Raw genomic sequence first — 15958 nt, 5'->3', positions numbered from 1 at the left:
ATGCCCAACGCCGCCCGCGCTTCAGGCGAGCCGTTCCCGCCGGCCGCGCCGCCGCCCGAGGCCTATGACGCCGCCGCGCCCGAGCCCCGCTTCATGCCCGAGCCCGCCTTCGTCCAGGCCGCGCCGCCGCCGCCGCGCAAGCCGCCGCCGTTGTTGCTGCGCAAGTCGTTCTGGCGCGCCCTGATTTCGACCGACCTCGACAAGAGCCGGGGCCGCATCCGGCTGGTCGCCTTGATGTTCGGCGCGCTGTTCTGCGTCTTCATCGCCCGGCTCGCCTATTTCGGCATGACGCCCAACCAGCATTCGGCGCAACGCGACGCGGCCGAGGCGGTGTCGGCGGCGCGCCCCGATCTGACCGACCGCAATGGCGAAGTGCTGGCCACCGACGTCAAGGTGATGTCGGTGTTCGCCGAGCCGCGCTCGATCATCGACAAGGACGAGGCGACCGAGCAGCTCACCGCCATCCTGCCCGACCTCAACGCCCGTGAATTGCGCGAAAAGCTGGGCAAGAAGAAGGGATTCGTCTGGATCAAGCGCGAGGTGTCGCCGGCGCAGCAGAACCAGATTTTCCGCCTGGGCCTGCCGGGCGTCGGCTTCCTGCCTGAGCACAAGCGCGTCTATCCCAACGGCCGCCTCGGCGCCCATGTGGTCGGCTTCACCAACGCCGACAACGACGGGCTGCAGGGCGTCGAGAAATATCTCGACGATCAGGGCCTCGGCGCGCTGCGCGCCTCCGGCATCGCCATGCCCAAGCAGGAGCTGGCGCCGGTCGCCCTGTCGCTCGACCTGCGCGCCACCCATGCGCTGCGCGACGAACTCGCCAAGGCCATGGACCGGTTTAAAGCCAAGGCCTCCGCCGCCGCCATTCTCGACGTCAACACCGGCGAAGTCATCGCCGCCGCATCTTTGCCCGATTACGACCCCAATGATCCCCGCGACGCGCTCAAGGAGGAGAACTTCAACCGTCTCACCTATGGCGTGTTCGAAATGGGCTCGACCTTCAAGGCGCTGACCCTGGCCATGGCGATGGATTCCGGCAAGTTCGGCATGATGTCCACCGTCTCCGGGCAGGCGCCGCTGCATATTGGACGCAATGTCATTCACGACTATCACCCCAAGAACCGGATGCTGACCCTGCCCGAGGTGTTCAAATATTCGTCGAACGTGGGCACGGCGCGGCTCGCGCTGACGGTCGGCCCCGACTATCAGAAATATTTCCTCAAGAAGCTCGGCCAGCTCGACCGCATGCGCACCGAGCTGCCGGAAAGCCGCGAGCCGATGCAGCCGCGTCAGGCGCATTGGTCGCAGGTGTCCTCGGCCACCATCGCCTTCGGCCATGGCCTCGCGGTGGCGCCGCTGCAGGCGATGATGGCGGTGGCCGCGCTGGTCAACGGCGGCTATCTGGTCACACCGACCTTCATCAAGCGGCCCCTCGATTTCGACAAGACGGCGCAGCCGCGCGTCATCAAGCCCGAAACCAGCGAGGCGCTGCGCTATGTCATGCGGATGAACGCCGAAGTCGGCACCGCCAAGAAGGCCAATGTTCCCGGCTATTTCGTCGGCGGCAAGACCGGCACGGCGGAAAAGGTCGTGCATGGCCGCTACGACCACAGCAAGCTGTTCACCACCTTCATGGCGGTCGCCCCGTCCGACCAGCCGCGCTATCTGTTCCTGACCGTGATGGATGAGCCGCAGGGCCTGCCTGAGGACGGCCATTTCGCCACTTCCGCCTATAATTCGGGCTATGTCACGGGCCGCCTGATCGAGCGCGTCAGCCCGATTCTGGGTCTGCCGCCGCGGCTCGAGCTGCCGACGCAACCCTTCCCGCTGCTGGCGCGCATGGGCTACGGCTTCGTCAACCAGCCGGCGGCGCAAGGGGGAGGCGAAGAGTGATGCGGTTTGGCGATTTATTTCCGGGAGCGCCGGAAGGTCTGCGCGACGCCGATGTCGCCGGCCTGACCGCCGACAGCCGCGCCGTCGCGCCCGGCTTCGTGTTTTTCGCGCTGGCCGGCGCCAAGGCCGACGGCATGGCTTTCGCCGCAAAGGCGCTCGCCGCCGGCGCCATCGCCGTCGTGGGCGACCGCCCCGCGCCCGAAGCTTTGGCCGCCTCCTATGTGCGGGTCACCGACGCGCGCGCGGCCCTGTCGCTGGCGGCGTCGCTGTTCCATCCGGGCCAGCCCGAAAAAATCGTCGCGGTCACCGGCACCTCCGGCAAGACCTCGGTGGCCGATTTCACCCGGCAGATTTTCGCTTTCTGCGGCTTTCCCGCCGCCTCGCTCGGCACGATCGGGGTGGTGAAGCCGTCCGGCGCGATCTATGGCTCGCTGACCACGCCCGATCCGCTCACGCTGCACCGCACGCTGGACGCGCTGGCGGCCGAGGGCGTGACCCGTCTGGCCATGGAGGCCTCCTCACACGGCCTCGACCAGCGCCGCCTCGACGGCGTCAGGATTTGCGCCGCCGGCTTCACCAATCTGTCGCGCGACCATCTCGATTATCACGCCGACCTCGAAGACTATTTCAAGGCCAAGCTGCGCCTGTTCACGGAATTGCTGCCCCCGGACGGAACAGCGGTGATCGCGGCCGACGGCGATTTCGCCGAACGGGTGATCGCGGCCTGCCGGGCGCGCGGCCTGAAAACCCTGACGGTCGGCGCGCGCGGCGAGGACATAAGGCTGGCGGAGATTCGCGCCGAAGGGTTCGACCAGTTGCTCACTCTGGTTTACGCCGGCGCCGAATATCGGATACGGCTGCCGCTCGCCGGCGCCTTCCAGGCGGAAAACGCGCTGGTGGCGGCGGGGCTGGCGCTGGCGGCGGGCGCGCCGGCGGACCTGGCGTTCGCGGCGCTGGAGCAACTCAAGGGCGCGCCGGGCCGGCTCGAACGGGTCGGCGACAAGAATGGCGCGCCGGTGTTCGTCGATTACGCCCACAAGCCCGACGCGCTGGAAAAAGCGCTGGCGGCCCTTCGGCCTTTTGCGAAAAACCGGCTGATCCTGGTGTTCGGCTGCGGCGGCGACCGCGATTCCGGCAAGCGCCCGATCATGGGCGAAATCGCCGTGCGCGGCGCCGATCTGGTGATCGTCACCGACGACAATCCGCGCGGCGAGCCGCCCGCGAGCATCAGGGCGCAAATCCTCGCCAAGGCGCCGGGGGCGCGCGAGATCGGCGACCGCGCCAAGGCGATTCGCGCCGGCGTGGCGGAACTGCGGCCGGGCGACGCGCTGCTGATCGCCGGCAAGGGCCACGAAACCGGCCAGATCGTCGCCGGCAAAATCCTGCCGTTCTCCGATCACGACGAAGCGCGCGCCGCGCTGGCGGCGTCGGGCGCCAAACTGCTGTGGAGCGGGCTGGGGCTGATCGCCCCGCTCAACGCCCGCGCGCTCGGCGTTCCGCCGGCGGGGGTGGGCGGCGTCTCGATCGACACCCGCAGCCTCGAAAACGGCGACCTGTTCTTCGCCATCACGGGCGACCGCGCCGACGGCCACGATTATGTCGCCGCCGCTTTCGAGCGCGGCGCCGCGGCGGCGGTGGTGGACGAGGCCCATGCCGACGCGCTGAAACATCTGGGCTGCCTCTATGTCGTCAAGGACGTGCTCAAGGCGATGGAGGGGCTGGCCCGCGCCGCGCGCGAGCGCACCCGCGCCGGGGTGATCGCGGTGACCGGGTCGGTGGGCAAGACCTCGACCAAGGAGGCGCTGCGCTGCGTGCTGGGCGCGGTCGGCGCCACCCACGCGTCGGAAAAGAGTTTTAACAACCATTGGGGCGTGCCGCTGATGCTGGCGCGTCTGCCCGAGGACGCCGCTTACGCCGTGTTCGAGATCGGCATGAATCACGCCGGCGAAATCGCCGCGCTGGTCGATATGGTGCGGCCGCATGTCGCCGTCGTCACCAATGTCGCGCCGGTGCATCTCGAACATTTCGAAAATGTCGAGGCCATCGCCCGCGCCAAGGCGGAGATCTTCGGCGGTCTGGTCGAGGGCGGCGTCGCCATCCTCAACCGCGACGTCTCGACCTTCCCGCTGCTGGAGGAGGCGGCGCGGGAATCGGCCGCAGCCCATGTGCTGACTTTTGGCGAATCGGACGGGGCCGACGCGCAATTGCTCGATTACGACCCGCAGGAAACGTCGGCTCTGGTGCTGGCGCGGGTGCTGGGCGAGGAGCTGTTGTTCACGGTCGGGGGGCTGGGCAAGCATCTCGCCGTGAACAGCCTGGCGGTGCTGCTCGCCGCGCGCTCGGTCGGCGTCGATACGCGCAAGGCCGCCGACGCGCTCGCCGCCTTCGCGCCGCCCAAAGGACGGGGCGCGCGAGAAAAACTGCGGCTCGACCCGGCGTTCGCGGGCAGCGAATTCCTGCTGATCGACGAGAGCTACAACGCCAATCCCGCGTCGATGCGCGCCGCCATCGACCTGCTCGGCTCCGCGCCGGTCGCCTCCGTGGGCCGCCGCATCGCGGCGCTCGGCGACATGCTGGAACTTGGGCCGACCAGCCCGGACCTGCATCGCGCGCTGGCCGAGCCGCTTCAAAAAAACCGCATTGATCTGGTTTTCGCCGCCGGTCCGCTCTGCCGCGGCCTTTACGACGCGTTGCCGCCCGCCATGCAAGGCGGCTGGGCGCCCGAGGCCCTGGAGCTCGAACCCCTGCTGTCGCATGCGCTGTGTCCCGGCGACGCGCTGATGGTCAAGGGTTCGAACGGCTCGAAAATGCACGCGCTGGTCGCGGCGCTGAAACAGCGTTTCGCCGCGCCCGCGCAGAATCCCGAGGCTTAAATGCTCACCTGGCTCGCCGACCTCACCCATTATCTCAACGCGCTGAACGTGTTCCGCTACATCACGTTCCGCGCCGCCGGCGCCAGCGCCACCGCGCTCGCCATCGTCGCCTTCTTCGGCCCCGGCGTGATCGCCGCGCTGCGGCTGAAGCAGGGCAAGGGCCAGCCGATCCGCACCGACGGCCCGCAATCGCATCTCGCCAAGCGCGGCACGCCCACCATGGGCGGGCTGATGATCCTGGCCGGCGTCGCATTGTCCACCATGCTCTGGGCCAATCCCAAAAGCGCCTATGTCTGGATCGTGCTGTTCGTCACCGTCGGTTTCGGCGCGATCGGCTTCTACGACGACTATCTCAAGGTGACCAAGCAGAGCCACAACGGCTTCTCCGGCCGGGGGCGGCTGGCGATCGAGGCCGGCGTCGCCATCGTCGCCGCCTATTTCATCATGTGCGCTTCGGTGTCCCCGCCGGTGATGTCGTTCGGCGACCTGCTGTCGGCGCTGACGGCCCCGTTCCATGCGGCGGCGCCGGCGACCAAGGTGACGGCGCCCTTCATCAATGGCTGGGCCATTGATCTCGGCTGGGCCTTCATTCCCTTCGCCGCCTTCGTCATCGTCGGCGCCGGCAATGCGGTCAACCTCACCGACGGGCTCGACGGCCTCGCCATCGTGCCGGTGATGATCGCCTCGGCCACGTTCGGCATCATCGCCTATCTCGCCGGCAATTTCATTTACGCGCATTATCTCGGCATCAACCATGTCGCGGGCGCGGGCGAACTCACGGTGATGATCGGCGCGGTGATCGGCGCCGGCCTCGGCTTCCTGTGGTTCAACGCGCCGCCGGCGCAGATCTTCATGGGCGACACCGGCTCGCTGGCGCTCGGCGGCATGCTCGGCGCCATTTCGGTGGCGATCAAGCATGAGATCGTGCTGGCCATCGTCGGCGGCCTGTTCGTGATGGAGGCGGTGTCGGTGATCGTGCAGGTGGTCTCGTTCAAGACCACGGGCAAGCGCGTGTTCAAGATGGCCCCGATCCACCACCACTTCGAACAGCTCGGCTGGTCGGAGCCGCAAGTCGTGGTGCGGTTCTGGATCATCGCTTTCGTGCTGGCCCTGATCGGTCTGACGACTCTCAAGGTGCGCTAATGATTCCTGTTTCGACCTTTTCCGGCAAGACCGTCGCCCTGTTCGGGCTGGGCGGCTCCGGCCTGTCCACCGCCAAGGCGCTCGCCGCCGGCGGCGCCCGCGTCTATGTCTGGGACGATTCCGAACCGGCGTGCGAAAAGGCGCGCGAGGCCGGCTTCACGCCCTATGACCTGCACGAGGCCGACTGGTCGCTGTTCCACGCGCTGATCCTGACGCCCGGCGCGCCGCTGACCCATCCCGCCCCGCACTGGACCGTGGCCAAGGCGCGGGAAGCCGGCGTCGAGGTGATCGGCGACATCGAACTGTTCCTGCGCGAGCGCGCCCGCCTGTGCCCGCGCGCGCCGCTGGTGGCCATCACCGGCACCAACGGCAAGAGCACGACGACCTCGCTGATCGCGCACATTTTGCGCGAGGCCGGCGCCGACGTGCAGATGGGCGGCAATATCGGCGTGCCGATCCTCGATCTGGAGTCGCCGTCGGAGGCGCGCATCCATGTGGTGGAATGCTCCACCTTTCAGATCGACCTCGCGCCCTCGCTGAACCCCAGCGTCGGCGTGCTGCTCAATCTCACGCCCGATCATCTCGACCGCCACGGCTCGATGGAGAATTACGCGGCGATCAAGCAGCGCCTCGTCGAGGCCAGCGAGTTCGCCGTGGTCGGCCGCGACGACGTCTATTGCGAAGCGATCTTCCAATATCTCAAGCGGCTTGGCCACGCCGTGGTCGGCATTTCCAACACCCAGCCGCAGGCTTTGGGCGCGGTGCGCTACGAAGCCGGGATGTTGCGCCGCGCCTTCGCCCTGCCGTCGATGAAGACGCTCGACGAGCCGCTGTTCGACCTGTCGCGCGCGCCGGCTTTGCGCGGGGCGCATAATGGCCAGAACGCCGCCGCCGCCTTTTCCGCCTGCGAGCGCCTCGGCGTGACCCATGACGAAATCGGCGCCGGCTTAAAGTCCTATCCCGGCCTCGCCCATCGCATGGAGCAGGTGGCGCGGCATGGAAAAGTTCTGTTCGTAAACGACAGCAAGGCCACCAACGCCGACGCCGCCGAAAAGGCGCTGCTGAGCTTCAACGACATCTACTGGATCATCGGCGGCAAGGCCAAGGCGGGCGGCATTGCGCCGCTGCGCCCGCTGTTCCCGAAAGTGCGCAAGGCCTATCTGATCGGGGCGGCGGCGGACGAATTCGCGAAGACGATCGAAGGCGCCGTGGCTTACGAACAGTGCGGGACGCTGGACGCCGCCACGGCCGCCGCCGCGCGCGACGCCGCCGCCAGCGACGCGGCCGAACCTGTTGTGCTGCTGTCGCCGGCCTGCGCCTCCTACGACCAGTTCAAGAATTTCGAGTTGCGCGGCGACGCGTTCCGCGAGGCCGTGCGGGGGCTGGAAAATCCGGCGCCGCAGGACGAGACCGATCAAGGCGGCGTGGACGCCGTCCCCCCTCATGCTGACGAGGCCGCGACGTCGGCGGTCGCGCAGTCTGAGGGCGGCGCCGAGAGCTGAAGGAAGGCTGAGACATGGTTTCACGCGCGGAACGCTCTCCCGTCGCCGATTGGTGGTGGACGGTCGATCGCTGGCTGCTGGCGGCGGTCGGCGCGCTGATCGTGTGCGGGCTGGTGCTGATTATGGCCGGCAGCCCGCCGGTGGCCGAGCGCATCGGCCTGCCGACCTTCCATTTCGTCAATCGTCAGGTCGAGCTGCTGGGGCCGACGCTGATCATGATGATCGGCGTGTCGTTCCTGCCGCCGCGCCACCTGCGCCGCTTCGCGCTGGCGCTCTACATCCTGGCCATGGCGGGGATTTTCGCGGCGCTGCTGTTCGGCCACGAGGTCAAGGGCGCCAAGCGCTGGATTTTCGGCATCCAGCCCTCCGAATTTCTCAAGCCCGCCTTCACCATTCTCGCGGCCTGGGCGATTTCCGAAGGCGCGCGCCGCCGCGACGTGCCGGGCAACGTGCTGGCCCTGCTGCTGTTGCCGGCGACCATCGCGCCGCTGGTGCTGCAGCCGGATTTCGGCCAGACCATGCTGGTCTGCCTAGTGTGGGGCGCGCTGTTCGTGATGGCCGGCATGCACTGGATGTGGTTCCCGGCGCTGGGCGGCGTCGCCATCACCGGCGCGGGCCTCGCCTATAAATTCGCGCCGCATGTGCGCGCGCGCATCCAGAACTTCTTCAACCCCGGCGAGGGCGGCGGGCAGGCCGACACGTTCCAGGTCGAGACCGCCCACGACGCGTTCGTGTCCGGCGGCTGGTTCGGCAAGGGGCCGGGCGAGGGCACGTTCAAGCAAATCCTGCCGGATTCGCACACCGACTTCATTTTCGCCGTCACCGGCGAGGAATTCGGGCTGATCTTCTGCATGGCGCTGGTGGCCCTGTTCGGCTTCATCGTGCTGCGCGGGCTGATGAAGGCCGCCGCCAACGACGATCCGTTCTGCCGCTTCGCCACGGCGGGCCTGACGCTGCTGTTCGGCATTCAGGCGTCGATCAACATGGCGGTCAATCTGCATTTGATGCCGGCCAAGGGCATGACGCTGCCGTTCATCTCTTACGGCGGGTCCTCGCTGGTTTCTCTAGGCATAGGCATGGGTTTTCTGATAGCGGTGACGCGCAAGCGTCCGCGCTCCGAAATCCTGTTCAATCACGAAGGACAGGCCGCCTGATGGAAAGCGACAACCTCATTCTCGTCGCCGCCGGGGGAACCGGCGGCCATTTGTTTCCGGCCTCCGCGCTGGCGAGCGCGCTCGCCGCCAAGGGCGCGCGGGTCCGGCTCGCCACCGACGAGCGGGCGATGAAATTCACCGAAGGGTTCCCGGCGGAAGCGGTGCATGAGATCGATTCGGGGACGCCGACCGGCGGCGGCTTCGGCGACAAGATGCTGGCGCTGCTCAAGCTCGCCAATGGCGTGCTGGAATCGTTCAATCTCTGCGGCGAATTGAAGCCCCGCGCCATCGTCGCCTTTGGCGGCTATCCCACCGTGCCCCCGGCGCTGGGCGCCAATCTGCGCGGCGTGCCGCTGGTGCTGCACGAGCAGAATGCGGTGATCGGCCGCGCCAACCGCTTTCTCGCCGGCCGCGCCAAGGTGATCGCCTCCGGCTTCCCCACCCTCGACGGCCTGCCGATCGACCTGAAGAGCCGCGTCGCCTATGTCGGCAATCCCATGCGCCCGGCGGTGCTGGAGGCGGCCAGAGTTCCCTATCCCGGCTTCGACGATCAAAAGCTGCGGCTGCTGGTCACCGGCGGCTCGCAGGGGGCGCGGGTGTTTTCCGACGTCGTGCCCGAGGCGATGGCGCTGCTGAACGAAGCCGAGCGCGCGCGCATCGTGCTGACGCAGCAGGTGCGCGAGGAGGATCTTCCGCGCGTCAAGGAGGCCTACGCCAAGCTCAAGATCGCGGCGGAGGTTTCGCCCTTCTTCGCCGATCTGCCCAAGCGCATCGCGAGCGCCCATCTGGTGATCGGCCGCTCCGGCGCCTCCACCGTGTCGGAACTCGCGCTGATCGGCCGCCCGTCCATTCTGGTGCCGTTCCCCCATGCGCTCGACGCCGACCAGGCCGCCAACGCCGCGCATCTTTCCGCCTGCAACGCGGCGGAAGTGGTGCGGCAGATCAATTTCACCCCCGCCGGACTGGCGGACCGGTTGCGGCAGGCGCTGGCCGCGCCGCAGGACTTGACGAAGCGCGCCCAAGCCGCAAGAAGCGTCGGCGTATCCGACGCCGCGGACCGGTTGGCCTTCCTCACTCTGCAGGTCGCCGGCATGGGCGAAACTCAGGAGACCCCCAAATGAAACTGCCGCGCACGCTAGGCCCCATCCATTTCGTCGGGATCGGGGGCATCGGCATGTCCGGCATCGCCGAAGTGCTGATCAACCTCGGGTATCAGGTGCAGGGCTCCGACGCCGCCGACAACGCCAACGTCAAGCGTCTGCGCGACAAGGGCGCCAAAATCTTCATCGGCCATGACGCGAAAAACCTCGGCGACGCCGAGGTGATCGTGGTCTCCACCGCGATCAAGCGCGACAATCCCGAACTCTCCGCCGCCCGCGAAAAACGCCTGCCGGTGGTGCGCCGCGCCGAAATGCTCGCCGAACTGATGCGCCTCAAGCAATGCGTGGCGGTGGCCGGCACCCATGGCAAGACCACCACGACCTCGCTGGTCGCCACGCTGCTCGACGCCGGCGCGCTCGACCCGACGGTGATCAACGGCGGCATCATCAACGCCTACGGCACCAACGCCCGCATCGGCGAGGGCCAGTGGATGGTGGTCGAGGCCGACGAATCCGACGGCACGTTCTTAAAACTGCCGGCGGATGTGGCGGTGGTCACCAATATCGACCCCGAGCATCTCGACCATTTCATAACCTATGACGCCATCAAGGAGGCGTTCCGCAGCTTTGTGGAAAACCTGCCGTTCTATGGCTTCGCGGTGATGTGCCTGGATCATCCGACCGTGCAGGAGCTGGTCGGCAAGATCGAGGACCGCCGCGTCGTCACCTATGGCGAAAATCCGCAGGCCGACGTGCGGCTGGAAAAGATCGACCTCGCCGGCGGCGTCTGCCGCTTTCAGGTGAGGATCCGCGACCGGCTGCATGACAAGGAGATCGAGCTGAACGATCTGGTGCTGCCCATGCCCGGCCATCACAACGCGCTCAACGCCACGGCGGCGATCGCGGTGGCGTATCAGCTCGGCGTCGGCCTCGACCAGATCAGGAAGGGGCTGGCCGGCTTCGGCGGGGTCAAGCGCCGCTTCACCCGCACCGGCGAATGGAACGGCGTCGCGATTTTCGACGATTACGGCCACCATCCCGTGGAAATCGCCGCCGTTTTGCGCGCGGCGCGCGCCTCGACCAAAGCCCAGGTGATCGCCGTGGTGCAGCCGCATCGCTACACCCGCCTGCAAACCCTGTTCGACTCCTTCGCCACCTGTTTCAACGACGCCGACGTGGTGATTGTCGGCGATGTCTACGCCGCTGGCGAAACGCCGATCGCGGGCGTGGACAAGGAGCATCTCGTCGCCGCCATCAAGGCCCACGGCCACCGTCAGGCGCTGGTGCTGCCCGCGCCGGACGCGCTGCCGAAATTCATCCGCGAACTGGCCAAGCCCGGCGATTACGTGGTGTGCCTGGGCGCCGGCAACATCACCCAATGGGCCTACGCTCTGCCAGGCCAGCTGGCGGAGGGCGGAGCATGAAGCGCGCCCTGGTTCTGCGCCATCTGGCGTTCGAACATCTCGGAACGCTCGCGGCCCTTCTGCCCGCCTATGGCTTCGAGATCGCCTACCACGACGTCGGCCTCGGCCCGCTGCCGCTGGCCGAGATCGACGCCTGCGATCTGCTGGTGGCGCTGGGCGGTCCGATCGGCGTCTATGAGGTCGAGGATTACCCGTTCCTGCCGGAAGAGATCGCCGCCATCGGCGCGCGGCTGAAGGCGGGCAAGCCGACGCTGGGCATATGTCTTGGCGGCCAGATGATGGCCGCCGCGCTCGGCGCGCCGGTCGCGCCGGGGCCGGGCAAGGAAATCGGCTATGCGCCGCTGACGCTGGCGCCGGTCGACAATTCGCCGCTGGCGCCGCTCGATGGCGTTCATGTGCTGCACTGGCACGGCGACGCCTTCGGCCTGCCGGACGGCGCGGTGTCGCTGGCCTCGACGCCGTTGTGCCCGCATCAGGCGTTTTCGCTCGGCAAACATGCGCTGGCGCTGCAATTCCATGCCGAAGTCGAGCCGGAGGCGCTGGAAAGCTGGCTGATCGGCCACACCTGCGAACTCGGCAAGGCCGGGATCAAGCCGGGCGAGCTGCGCCGGCAGGCCGCGATTCATGGCGCGGCCACCGCCCATGCGGGGACTATGATGTTCCGGCGCTGGCTGGACGGGATTTTCGCATGAGTTTTAAGGATATCACGTCGGCGCTGGCGGGTCTCATGCCGGACCTGCGGGGACGGCTGGCCGCCAACGCCGACATCGCGCCCTACACCTGGTTCCGCGTCGGCGGGCCGGCGCAGGCTTTGTTCAGCCCGGCCGACGAGGCCGATCTCGTCTATTTTCTCCAGCGCCTGCCGCAGGATGTGCCGGTGACTGTGATCGGGCTCGGGTCAAACCTCATCGTGCGCGACGGCGGCGTCGAGGGTGTGGTGATCCGGTTGGGCGGCCGCGCCTTTGGCGACATCAAGGTCGAGGACGGGCATCGGCTGCGCGTCGGCGCCTGCGTCCCCGACATGCGCGTGGCCAAGGCGGCCGCCGAAGCCGGGATCGACGGTCTGGCGTTCCTGCGCGGCATTCCCGGCTGCATCGGCGGCGCGCTGCGCATGAACGCCGGCGCTCACGGCGGCGAGACCAAGGACGCGCTGGTCGAAGCCCGGGGCGTGGATCGGCGCGGAACCATCCACCTGTTCAAGGTGGACGATCTGCACATGACCTATCGCCACAGCGGCGCGCCCGATGACGTCATTTTCACCGAAGCCTTGTTCCAGGGACGCCCCGGCGATCCCGCCGCGATCCAGGCCGAAATGGACCGCATCACCGAGGCGCGCGAAAAGGCGCAGCCGATCCGCGAAAAGACCGGCGGCTCCACCTTCAAGAACCCGCCGGGCGAAAAGGCTTGGCAATTGGTCGACAAGGCCGGCTGTCGCGGCCTGGTCGTGGGCGATGCGCAGGTGTCGGAACTGCACTGCAATTTTTTGATCAACCGGGGCCAGGCGACGGCCGCCGACATCGAAAACCTCGGCGAGGAGGTCCGCGCCCGCGTCAAGGCGGCGACCGGCGTCGAGCTGCAATGGGAAATCAAGCGGATCGGCGTGAAAGCCTGACGGCGCCGGCTGGCTCCCTCGCCCCGCTTTAGCGGGGAGAGGGCGGGGGGTGAGGGGCAGGGGCGTTATCCTCGACGTCATCAGGAAAGCCATTCGCCAACAAGGCTTGTCTGACGACATGGAAGCCAGCGCCCCGGCCCCTCACCCTAACCCTCTCCCCGCTAAAGCGGGGCGAGGGAACAGGCCGGGGTCATTGTCATCGCCGGTGAATCCGGCGACACTCCCGTTATGACATCTTCGCGCAAAACCCTGCTCTGGCTGCAAGCCGGCTCCTGCGGCGGCTGCACCATGGCGGCGCTGGAACAGGGCGGCGCCGGCCTGTTCGCCGAACTGCGCGGCCTCGGCCTCGACCTGCTCTGGCATCCCAGCCTCAGCGAGGCCACCGGCGACGAGGTTTTGAGCCTGTTCGCGCGCATCGAAACCGGCGCGCAAAAGCTCGACATTTTCTGCGTCGAGGGCGCGCTTCTGCGCGGCCCCAACGGAACCGGCCGGTTCAACCGTCTCTCCGGCACGCAGCGCACGCTGCTCGATCTCAGCCGCTCCATGGCGAGCCACGCTGAAATGACGGTCGCCGTCGGCTCCTGCGCGGCCTTCGGCGGCGTGCCGGCCGGCGATCCCGATCCCACCGACGCCTGCGGCCTGCAATACGACGGCGCCGAGGCCGGCGGCGTTTTGGGCGCGGGCTGGCGCTCGCGGACCGGTTTGCCGGTGGTCAATGTCGCGGGCTGCGCGCCGCATCCCGGCTGGATCGTCGAAACGCTCGGCGCGCTGGCGGCGGGCGACCTCGGCCCGGACGATCTCGACGCCTTGGGACGGCCGCTGTTTTTCGCCGGCCATCTCGCTCATCACGGCTGTTCGCGCAACGAGTTTTACGAGTTCAAGGCGTCGGCGCGAACCCTGTCTGAGCGCGGCTGCCTGATGGAGCATCTCGGCTGCAAGGCGACGCAGGCGATCGGCGATTGCAACCAGCGCGCCTGGAACGGCGGCGGCACCTGCACCCATGCCGGCTTCGCCTGCATCTCCTGCACTTCGCCGGGCTTCGAGGCGGCGCGCAACACCCATGTCACCCCGAAAATCGGCGGCATCCCCGTGGGGCTGCCGCTCGACATGCCCAAGGCCTGGTTCATGACGCTGGCCGCGCTGTCGAAATCCGCCACGCCGGCGCGGGTGCGCGAAAACGCCGAGGCCGACCGCCTCGTCGTCACACCCAAGAGGGCCAAATGAGCCGGCTGACCGTCGGGCCGTTCAACCGGGTCGAGGGCGATCTGGAGCTGACGCTGGAGATCGAGGACGGTCGCGTCGCGGAGGCGCGCGTCGGCTCCACGCTCTATCGCGGCTTCGAGCAAATTCTGGTCGGGCGGCCGGCGAACGACGCCCTCACCATCGCGCCGCGCATCTGCGGCATCTGCTCGGTGTCGCAAAGTCTCGCGGCGGCGGCGGCTTTGCGCGAAATCAGCGGCGTCAGGCCGCCGCCCAATGGCGCGCTGGCGGCCAATCTCGTCCACGCCGCCGAAAACATCGCCGATCATCTCAGCCATTTCTATTTGTTTTTCATGCCGGATTTCGCCCGCGAGTCTTACGCGCAACGGCCTTGGCATGGCGAAATCGTCCGGCGGTTCAAGGCGGCGGAGGGCGGCGCGCCGCGCGACATGCTGCCGGCGCGCGCCCGGCTGCTGCACATGATGGGGCTGATCGCCGGCAAATGGCCGCATTCCCTGGCGCTGCAGCCCGGCGGCGTCACCCGCGCGCTCGATCTCGGCGGCAAAATGCGGCTGCTGGCGATCCTCAGTGATTTCCGCGCCTTCGCGGAGACGCATCTGTTCGGCGCGGCGCTGGAGCAAATGGCGGCGCTGGAGACGCCGGCGCAATTGTGGGCCCATGCGGAGGGGCCGGGCGATTTCGCCGCCTTCCTGCGCGTCGCCCGCGACCTGCGCCTTGACGAACTCGGCCGCTGCGCCCTGCCGCTGATGAGTTTCGGCGCCTATCACGCCGAAGAGGGGCCGCTGTTTCGCGCCGGCGTCGTCGATCCGACCGGCGCGGCGGCCCCGTTCGGCGCCATCGCCGAGCAGGTCGCAACCTCGTTTTTCGCCGATTCCACGGAAGATCCGGCGCAGGCCGTCACCTTGCCCGACATGGAGCGCGCCGGCGCCTATTCCTTCGCCAAGGCCCCGCGCCTCGGCGGCCGCCCGGCGGAAACCGGCGCCGTGGCGCGGCAGGCGGTGGCGGGCCAAAAACTGATCCGCGCCCTGCTGGCGCAGGCGGGCGCCAGCCATGTGCTCGTCCGGGTCGTGGCGCGCGTGCTGGAAATCGCCAGGGTGACGCTGGCCGCCGAAGCCTGGGCGCGGGCGCTGAATCTGCGCGAAAGTTTTTGCGAACCGGCCCGCGAACCGGCGGCGGGGGCGGGCGTCGGCCGGGTCGAGGCGGCGCGCGGCGCGCTCGGGCATTGGCTCCGCGTCGAGCGCGGCGTCATCGCCGGCTACCAGATCATCGCGCCGACCACCTGGAATTTTTCGCCGCGCGACGCAAATGGCGTTCCCGGCCCGTTGGAACAGGCTCTGGTCGGGGTCGAAACCGGCGCGCAGGGCGCCAAAGCCGTGGCCATCCAGCATGTGGTGCGCAGTTTCGATCCCTGCATGGTCTGCACCGCGCATTAATCCCGCGTTCACCGCATCGATGAAATGGCGAGCGGACGTAAGGTTACGGCAAGGGTTGACGCCGATGGTCGCACCATCCGCACATTCATTTACGGTTGGCCGACATGCGTAAAATGGCTTCCTTCGCTTTCGTTCTGGCGACGCTCGGCTTCGCCCCCGCCAGCCACGCCGGCGCCTATCTCTCCGACAACGAGGCTTTCGGCTCGGTCTGCGGCGCGTCCTGCCTCGCCGCGCACTCCGAATCCGCGCTGGAGCTTGAGCTGGAATATACCCAGATGTACGCCCACGATCCCGCGCGCCCGCCGCTGGTGATCGTCAACCATCCGCCGGCCGATGGCGGAACGGTCAGCGCGCGCTACTGAGCGGCGTCGCCTCCAGACAGCTCCAGAAACTTGAACGGTTCGGCCGGGCGCGCTGCGCGTCTGGGTGGGCCGCGTTCGCGCCGGAAGACATGGGCCGGGGCGCCAAGAAACTTGCGTCAGGCGCCAGGGCGCTTTCCAGTTTTTCGGGCGCAAGCCTGCGAGCGTGACCTGTACAAATCAATGAAAACAAAGGCGATTGGACAAATTGTCGCAGTTGGCGCCCTTCTTGCCACCGACCGCG

At 68.0% G+C, this 15958-nt stretch carries 12 protein-coding genes and 1 pseudogene; all 13 read left to right on the top strand.

The genetic code is table 11. From position 1 onward, the window contains the following. The 13 genes and pseudogenes from CFB24_RS15380 to CFB24_RS15325 all read left to right on the top strand — a co-directional run bounded on the left by CFB24_RS15380 (window position 1) and on the right by CFB24_RS15325 (window position 15717). Entirely contained in the window at window positions 1-1893 is a 1893-nt protein-coding gene (locus CFB24_RS15380) for a peptidoglycan D,D-transpeptidase FtsI family protein (RefSeq protein ID WP_425332135.1), read from the top strand. Further along, window positions 1893-3329, top strand: a pseudogene (locus CFB24_RS23640) (UDP-N-acetylmuramoyl-L-alanyl-D-glutamate--2,6-diaminopimelate ligase); the annotation flags it as partial. The gene CFB24_RS15380 and the pseudogene CFB24_RS23640, both read left to right, overlap by 1 nt. Beyond that, the gene (locus CFB24_RS23635; protein WP_244593207.1) at window positions 3312-4766 is read left to right on the top strand and encodes a UDP-N-acetylmuramoylalanyl-D-glutamyl-2,6-diaminopimelate--D-alanyl-D-alanine ligase; all 1455 of its coding nucleotides are present in this window, start codon (window positions 3312-3314) and stop codon (window positions 4764-4766) included. The pseudogene CFB24_RS23640 and the gene CFB24_RS23635, both read left to right, overlap by 18 nt. Beyond that, a complete protein-coding gene (gene mraY, locus CFB24_RS15370) occupies window positions 4767-5909 on the top strand; it encodes a phospho-N-acetylmuramoyl-pentapeptide-transferase (RefSeq protein WP_088521513.1) in 1143 nt (380 codons plus the stop codon). Next, entirely contained in the window at window positions 5909-7411 is a 1503-nt protein-coding gene (murD, locus tag CFB24_RS15365; protein ID WP_088521512.1) for a UDP-N-acetylmuramoyl-L-alanine--D-glutamate ligase, read from the top strand. The genes mraY and murD overlap by 1 nt, the downstream gene beginning before the upstream one ends. 14 nt (window positions 7412-7425) lie before the next feature. Then, entirely contained in the window at window positions 7426-8565 is a 1140-nt protein-coding gene (locus CFB24_RS15360) for an FtsW/RodA/SpoVE family cell cycle protein (RefSeq protein ID WP_088521511.1), read from the top strand. Continuing rightward, window positions 8565-9686: a UDP-N-acetylglucosamine--N-acetylmuramyl-(pentapeptide) pyrophosphoryl-undecaprenol N-acetylglucosamine transferase gene (locus tag CFB24_RS15355; RefSeq protein ID WP_088521510.1), complete on the top strand. Its 1122-nt coding sequence runs from the start codon at window positions 8565-8567 to the stop codon at window positions 9684-9686. Before CFB24_RS15360 ends, CFB24_RS15355 begins: the two co-directional genes overlap by 1 nt. Beyond that, window positions 9683-11089 (top strand): UDP-N-acetylmuramate--L-alanine ligase, encoded by a 1407-nt coding sequence (gene murC, locus CFB24_RS15350; RefSeq protein WP_088521509.1) that lies wholly within the window; start codon window positions 9683-9685, stop codon window positions 11087-11089. The genes CFB24_RS15355 and murC overlap by 4 nt, the downstream gene beginning before the upstream one ends. Next, entirely contained in the window at window positions 11086-11781 is a 696-nt protein-coding gene (locus CFB24_RS15345) for a glutamine amidotransferase (RefSeq protein ID WP_088521508.1), read from the top strand. The genes murC and CFB24_RS15345 overlap by 4 nt, the downstream gene beginning before the upstream one ends. Next, entirely contained in the window at window positions 11778-12701 is a 924-nt protein-coding gene (gene murB / locus CFB24_RS15340; protein ID WP_088521507.1) for a UDP-N-acetylmuramate dehydrogenase, read from the top strand. The genes CFB24_RS15345 and murB overlap by 4 nt, the downstream gene beginning before the upstream one ends. 228 nt (window positions 12702-12929) lie before the next feature. Then, complete coding sequence (locus tag CFB24_RS15335; protein ID WP_088521506.1) at window positions 12930-13925, top strand: NADH-quinone oxidoreductase subunit B family protein; 996 nt, start codon at window positions 12930-12932, stop codon at window positions 13923-13925. Beyond that, window positions 13922-15355, top strand: a complete 1434-nt coding sequence (locus CFB24_RS15330; RefSeq protein ID WP_088521505.1) for a nickel-dependent hydrogenase large subunit — start codon at window positions 13922-13924, stop codon at window positions 15353-15355. The genes CFB24_RS15335 and CFB24_RS15330 overlap by 4 nt, the downstream gene beginning before the upstream one ends. 113 nt (window positions 15356-15468) lie before the next feature. Then, window positions 15469-15717 (top strand): hypothetical protein, encoded by a 249-nt coding sequence (locus CFB24_RS15325; RefSeq protein ID WP_088521504.1) that lies wholly within the window; start codon window positions 15469-15471, stop codon window positions 15715-15717. Window positions 15718-15958 lie beyond the last annotated feature (241 nt).

It is taken from the genome of Rhodoblastus acidophilus, assembly GCF_900187365.1.
Taxonomy (GTDB): Bacteria; Pseudomonadota; Alphaproteobacteria; order Rhizobiales; family Beijerinckiaceae; genus Rhodoblastus; species Rhodoblastus acidophilus.
This window is presented reverse-complemented; position numbering and strand designations above follow the sequence as displayed.